This is a genomic window from Mesorhizobium sp. M7A.F.Ca.MR.362.00.0.0, assembly GCF_004023175.1.
Classification (GTDB): Bacteria; Pseudomonadota; Alphaproteobacteria; order Rhizobiales; family Rhizobiaceae; genus Mesorhizobium.
The window spans coordinates 34,964-41,183 of sequence record NZ_RZTF01000017.1; the positions used below are offsets into that span (position 1 = coordinate 34,964).

Below are 6,220 nucleotides of genomic sequence, written 5' to 3' on the forward strand. Positions count from 1 at the left end.
ACCTTCTCGACCGCGCCATCCCAGACGATGCCGGCGACCTGCCGCGGCCCGAGCGGCACGCGCACGATCGAGCCCGGCACCACGCGCATGCCGGCCGGCACGGCATAGGTGTAGGGGCGTTCGGCGGGCATCGGCACCAGCACCGGTGCGGCTGCGACAAAGGGCGAATCTTCGATCATGAGGCGTGACCTTGCCCTGACTTTGGTCTAGATCAAAGGCCGACCCCGAATGTGCATGGCATGCACATAAGAATCTTCAGGAGACCCGCCATGAAATTTTTTGTCGACACCGCCGACGTCAAGGATATCCGTGAGCTGAACGATCTGGGGCTGCTCGACGGCGTCACCACCAATCCGTCGCTGATCCTCAAATCCGGCGGCAAGATCGCCGATGTCACCAAAGAGATTTGCGACATCGTCAAGGGTCCGGTCTCGGCTGAAGTCACCGCCACCGAATATTCCGAGATGATGCAGCAGGCCAAGGTTCTGGCCAAGATCGCCGACAATGTCTGCATCAAGGTGCCGCTGACGCTGGACGGTCTCAAGGCCTGCAAGACGATCCGCACCGAGATGAACCGCCTGGTCAACGTCACGCTGTGCTTTTCGGCCAACCAGGCGCTGCTGGCGGCCAAGGCCGGTGCCTCGTTCATCTCGCCCTTCGTCGGCCGCGTCGACGACATCGGCATCGACGGCATGGAGCTGATCCAGGAGATTAGGCAGATCTACGACAATTACGATTTCCAGACCGAGATCCTCGTCGCTTCGGTGCGCACCGTGAACCACGTCAAGCAGGCGGCCCTCATCGGCGCCGATGTCGTGACCGCGCCGCCGGCGACCCTGAAGGCGCTGGTCAAGCACCCGCTGACCGACAAGGGCCTGGAACAGTTCCTCGCCGACTGGGCAAAGACCGGCCAATCGATCGGCTGAGAATGGCGATCGGCTGAGAATGGCGATCGGCTGAGACCAATCGCTTGTAATCAAAAAGGCCGGGCAACCGGCCTTTTTGATGTGCGCTTCAAGCGGGCTGCCGATCAGTCCGTGCCATCGTCCTCGGGCGCGCTTGCCGGCTGGCGCCGGCCCATGATGATCTCGCGTTTGCCGACATGGTTGGGTGCGCCGACCAGGCCTTCCTTTTCCATACGCTCGACCAGGGACGCGGCGCGGTTGTAGCCGATGCCGAGGCGGCGCTGGATGTAGGACGTCGAGCACTTCTTGTCGCGCACCACCACCTTCACCGCCTCGTCGTAGATCGCGTCGCTGTCTTCGGCTGCGACGGATCCCTTGTCGAAGACCGCGCCCTGGTCTTCTTCGATTTCTTCCTCGTCCTCGTCGGCCGTCACGGTTTCCAGATATTCAGGGCGCCCTTGCGCCTTGAGATGCGCGACCACATGCTCGACCTCGGCGTCGGAAACAAACGGCCCATGCACGCGCGAAATGCGCCCGCCGCCCATCATGTGCAGCATGTCGCCCTGGCCAAGCAATTGTTCGGCGCCCTGCTCGCCCAGGATGGTGCGGCTGTCGATCTTCGATGTCACCTGGAAGGAAATCCGGGTCGGGAAGTTGGCCTTGATCGTGCCGGTGATGACGTCGACCGAGGGGCGCTGCGTTGCCATGATCAGGTGAATGCCGGCAGCGCGCGCCATCTGCGCCAGTCGCTGGATCGCGCCTTCGATCTCCTTGCCGGCGACCATCATCAGGTCGGCCATCTCGTCGACGATGACGACGATGTAGGGCATCGGCGCGAGGTCGATTTCCTGCTGTTCGAAAAGCGGTTCGCCGGTGCCCTTTTCGAAGCCGGTCTGCACGGTCATGACGACGGTTTCGCCCTTGTCGCGGGCTTGAGCGGCACGCTCGTTGTAGCCGTCGATGTTGCGCACACCGAGCCGCGCCATCTTGCGATACCGGTCTTCCATTTCGCGCACGGCCCATTTGAGCGCCGTGACGGCTTTCTTGGGATCCGTGACGACGGGCGTCAGAAGATGCGGGATGCCGTCATAGACAGAGAGTTCGAGCATCTTGGGATCGACCATGATCAGCCGGCATTCTTCCGGCTTCAGCCGGTAGAGCAACGACAGGATCATGGTGTTGATGGCGACCGACTTGCCGGAGCCGGTGGTTCCGGCCACGAGCAAATGCGGCATCTTCGCCAGCTCGGCGATAACAGGCTCGCCGCCGATCGTCTTGCCCAAGCAAAGCGCCAGCTTGCAGCTGGTCTTGCGGAAGCCTTCCGATTCGATCAGCTCCCGGAAATAGACGGTTTCGCGCGTCTCGTTCGGGAGCTCGATGCCGATGACGTTGCGGCCAGGCACGACTGCGACGCGCGCCGAAATCGCCGACATGGAGCGGGCGATATCGTCGGCAAGCCCGATGACGCGAGAAGATTTGACGCCCGGCGCCGGCTCGAACTCATAAAGCGTGACCACCGGGCCTGGGCGAACATGAATGATCTCGCCACGCACGCCGAAGTCCTCGAGCACGCTTTCCAGCAGATCGGCGTTCTGCTCGAGCCGCTCCTGCGACATGTAGAAGCCTTGTCCCTCCGGTGGCTGCTGCAACAGCTCTTCCGAGGGAAGCTCATAGGGATCGCCCGCGGTTGACAGCACGACCTTTCCAGCCCCAGGCAAGCGCGCGGAGCGGGCGGCAACGGCCCTGGCAGGGACGTTCACACTTGGCGCGGCCGACGCGGAAACGGCGTCGCTTTTGGCGGCTGGGATTGCGACAGGCTGGACCGGCGACGGCGCATCGCTCGCCGGCACGCCGGGTTGGACGACGGCCTGGTTCGAATTGGCCGGCCAAGCATCCGGCAACGGCTTCAAGGCCTGGCCCGGAAGGCAGTCGATGACACGAAACAATGCGGTGGCATCGGTCCCTGGGCGAATATCGATCGGCGTAGCGGTGACTGGCGCCACGGCGAGCGATGCAGGCGACGCTGGACCGGTCTGCCGGGCCGGCGACGAAACGTCGACCAGATAGGGGGCCATGGCCTCGAAGAAGGCATGATCCGAAAGATACGGCCAGCGCAGCCTTTCGGAAGTGGTCGTTTTGATCGGGCCGCCCGGAGCAACGGACGCACGCGCGGATGCCTGCCCCGTCGCGGCCGTCCTCGGCGGCATCGGCGCAACGGCTGGCACCTTCTCCCTGGCGCGCCCCGCGGCAACAAAAGCAGCAGCCGGCGGCAGTGGCCCTTGCGTGGGGTGGCCGGCCAGCGGCTGGGAAGCAGGGCTTTTCACCGAAGCCGGCAATGCCAGGAGCGAAGGCGCGGAGGACGCCCCTTTGATCATGGATTGCGCAACGGCTTGCTCTGCTGGGCGCGTCGCGGCGTGTTCGACAACACGCTCGTGCTGCGGACGATGCTTCCTGGCCTCATAGTCCGGCGTGCGTGTAAAACGCACGTTGGGTGCAAGGAAGAAATATTCCTGCCAGGCAGGGCTCTCGATATCGCCGATTTTCGAAAGCGTGTCGTCCGAGCCACCCCGCGGCTCCATATAGGGCCGCTTGTTGCCACCGAGATCGACCACCGGCGCTGAATAGCCGGCCTGGCGTGTGGCGGGCTGCCGGCCGCCCGGCTCCTTGCGAGCCGGACGATCAAGGTCGCCTGCCGCAGAAGAACCTCGCTGACCACCCCTGTCGCCGATGCTCTCGGAGCGCTTCCCCTCGGGATCATCAGGCGATGCGGCCGTCGATAAATTGACCCGGGAAAAACGCTTGGCTTCCATTCTCAAGACTCACTCTGAAATGTCTGCCGAGCAATAGGGAGCGAGTGGTTAACAGTTGCTTCCCGGATGGATCGCCGACCATCCTGGGCACCAAAATCTTCGTGGTAATCGGCGAGCGACGCGGCACGATCGTCGCCTCGCCGCACCCACCGCGGTGGCGCGATTTACTCGCTGCCGCAGCAGCTCGATGGGTATCTTCGGACAATCCCTGTTCGGAATCTGGCTCTGTTCGAGAATCTGGTCATGATCCCGCGATCACCCCATCATGCCTGGGGCGCCGGACCGTTTCCGTGAAGCGATGAGGTGCGCTAGCCGGTCTTGCCGTGCCGGACAAGGTCCTGGGCAATGGACAGCTGCAGCGCTTCCGCCAACTCTCGCGCAGCGCGATTCTCGGCGTCGATCTGCGCCCGGTATGCGGCGAATTCCTGACGCGGCCTGTCGAAGGACGAGGTGATCGAACGCTTGCCGGATGCGATCACCACGCCGGTCTTCGCATCGGCCAGCGTATAGCTGCCGGTCAGCGTCACGGAACCGGCGGTCGGTTCGTCTTCATCCGTTCCGACCTGCACGAGTGCCGCGGACTCGACCGCTTCGGTCACGCCGAGATTGAGCGAATAGACCGGCGAGGCCGGCTCGCCGGCGCCTCGTCCAAACCCGAAAATCAGATTGTTGCGCACCTGTTGGCCGTAACGCGTATTGACCGGCTTGATGCCGATCAACGCCAGTTCGGCACTGGCACTGGCCTGCGAACCCGACAGTGGCGCGCTCGAATAGAGCGGCCGCACCGTGCAGGCCGAGACAAGCGCGAGCGAACCTATCAGGCCGGCAAGCGCAATGCGGCGCAGCAAATGGTTCAACTCTGTCTTTTCCCGATCAGGCAACGACATTGACGATCCTCTGCGGCACGATGATCACCTTGCGCGGAGCCTTACCTTCAAGTGCTTTCTGCACGAAGTCGAGAGCCAATACCGCTTTTTCGACCGCACCTTGGTCCGCGTCGCGGGCAATTGTCAAATCCCCCCGCTTCTTGCCGTTGACCTGTACCGGATAGGTGACTTCGTTGTCGACGACCAGCGCCGGATCGAAGACCGGCCAGGGCCGTTCGGCAACGAGATCGGTGCCGCCAAGCGTCGCCCAGCACTCCTCGGCCAGATGCGGCATGATCGGCGCGATCAGATGCACGAGAATCTCCACCGCCTGCCGACAGGCGCCTTTCAGCGCTGCATCGGCCTTGCCTTCGGCCACCTCGTTGAGCGGCGTGGTCAGCGCGTTGGCCAGTTCGTAGATGCGGGCGATGGCGCGGTTGAAAGCGAGCTTCTCGATATCCTCTCCGACCGCCTTCAGGATCTTGTGCGCGGCCTTGGAAACCAATGCGGCCTCGCCGCTGCTGGCCGCTAAGGGCTTGATGCCGGCCAGTGTTTCGGCGGCCGTCGACACCAGGCGCCAGATGCGCTGGATGAAACGATGCGCACCGGCGGCGCCATCGTCGGTCCACTCGACATCGCGCTCGGGAGGAGAATCGGACAGCATGAACCAGCGCGCCGTATCGGCGCCGTAGCCATCGGTGATGTCTTCCGGGCTCACCGTGTTCTTTTTCGATTTCGACATCTTTTCCAGCGGGCCGATGGTGACGGCCTCGCCGGTGGCGATGTCGATGGCGCTGCGCTTGCCGTCGACGTCCTCCAGCCGAACTTCGGTGGGCGCCAGCCAGCGGCCATTCGATGCCGAGCCGACGCGATAGGTTTCGTGCACCACCATGCCTTGCGTGAACAGGCCCTTGAACGGCTCGGCCAGATCGACATGGCCGGCCTCGCGCATGGCGCGGGTGAAGAAGCGCGAATAGAGCAGATGCAGGATCGCGTGCTCGATCCCGCCAATATACTGGTCGACCGGCAGCCATTCGTTGGCCGCCTTGGGATCGGTCGGTTCATGCGCCCACGGCGCGGTGAAGCGGGCAAAATACCACGACGAATCGACGAACGTGTCCATCGTGTCGGTTTCGCGCCGCGCATCCCTGCCGCATTGCGGACATTTCACATGGCGCCATGTCGGATGCCGGTCGAGCGGATTGCCCGGGCGATCGAAATCGACATCGTCGGGCAGCTTCACCGGCAGGTCCACCTTCGGCACCGGCACCACGCCGCAAGCCTCGCAATGGATCATCGGGATCGGGCAGCCCCAGTAGCGCTGGCGCGAAATGCCCCAGTCGCGCAGGCGGAAATTCACCTTGCGCTCGGCCATCGGCCGGTTGCCGATGGTCTTCTGCTCCAGCAGTTTGGCGACTTCGTCGAAAGCCTGATCCGGCTTCATGCCGTCGAGAAAGCGCGAATTGATCATCACGCCGTCATCGACGTAGGCTTCGTCGATGATCTGGAACGTCGCCGGATTCTCGCCTTCCGGCATCACCACCGGAATCACCGGCAGGCCGTATTTGTTGGCGAAGTCGAGGTCGCGCTGGTCGCCGGACGGACAGCCGAAAATGGCGCCGGTGCCGTATTCCATCAA

5 protein-coding genes are annotated in these 6,220 nt (G+C 63.5%); 1 reads left to right on the forward strand and 4 read right to left on the reverse strand.

All coding sequences use genetic code 11. The annotated features are described in order from the left end of the window. The coding region (locus tag EOC06_RS41690) for a hypothetical protein (RefSeq protein ID WP_245469329.1) at positions 1-179 on the reverse strand (179 nt) is incomplete at its 3' end. 90 nt (positions 180-269) lie between these two features. Between EOC06_RS41690 and fsa the strand changes: the two genes are divergently transcribed. Then, a complete protein-coding gene (gene fsa, locus EOC06_RS04590; RefSeq protein WP_127320636.1) occupies positions 270-926 on the forward strand; it encodes a fructose-6-phosphate aldolase in 657 nt (218 codons plus the stop codon). 104 nt (positions 927-1,030) lie between these two features. Here the strand turns inward: fsa and EOC06_RS04595 are convergent, their stop codons facing one another. The 3 genes from EOC06_RS04595 to EOC06_RS04605 form a co-directional block, all read right to left on the reverse strand. Further along, positions 1,031-3,715, reverse strand: coding sequence for a DNA translocase FtsK (locus EOC06_RS04595; protein WP_128307194.1), 2,685 nt, complete (start codon positions 3,713-3,715; stop codon positions 1,031-1,033). 308 nt (positions 3,716-4,023) lie between these two features. Continuing rightward, positions 4,024-4,602 (reverse strand): LPS assembly lipoprotein LptE, encoded by a 579-nt coding sequence (lptE, locus tag EOC06_RS04600; RefSeq protein ID WP_127269446.1) that lies wholly within the window; start codon positions 4,600-4,602, stop codon positions 4,024-4,026. Beyond that, positions 4,589-6,220 (reverse strand): leucine--tRNA ligase (locus EOC06_RS04605; protein WP_128307195.1); only part of this gene is annotated, 1,632 nt, incomplete at its 5' end. The genes lptE and EOC06_RS04605, both read right to left, overlap by 14 nt.

Bases quoted from the DNA above. Each gene is read 5' to 3' on its own strand.
- EOC06_RS04595 (WP_128307194.1), bottom strand. From the start codon at position 3,715: ATGGAAGCCAAGCGTTTTTCCCGGGTCAATTTATCGACGGCCGCATCG.
- lptE (WP_127269446.1), bottom strand. From the start codon at position 4,602: ATGTCGTTGCCTGATCGGGAAAAGACAGAGTTGAACCATTTGCTGCGC.
- fsa (WP_127320636.1), top strand. From the start codon at position 270: ATGAAATTTTTTGTCGACACCGCCGACGTCAAGGATATCCGTGAGCTG.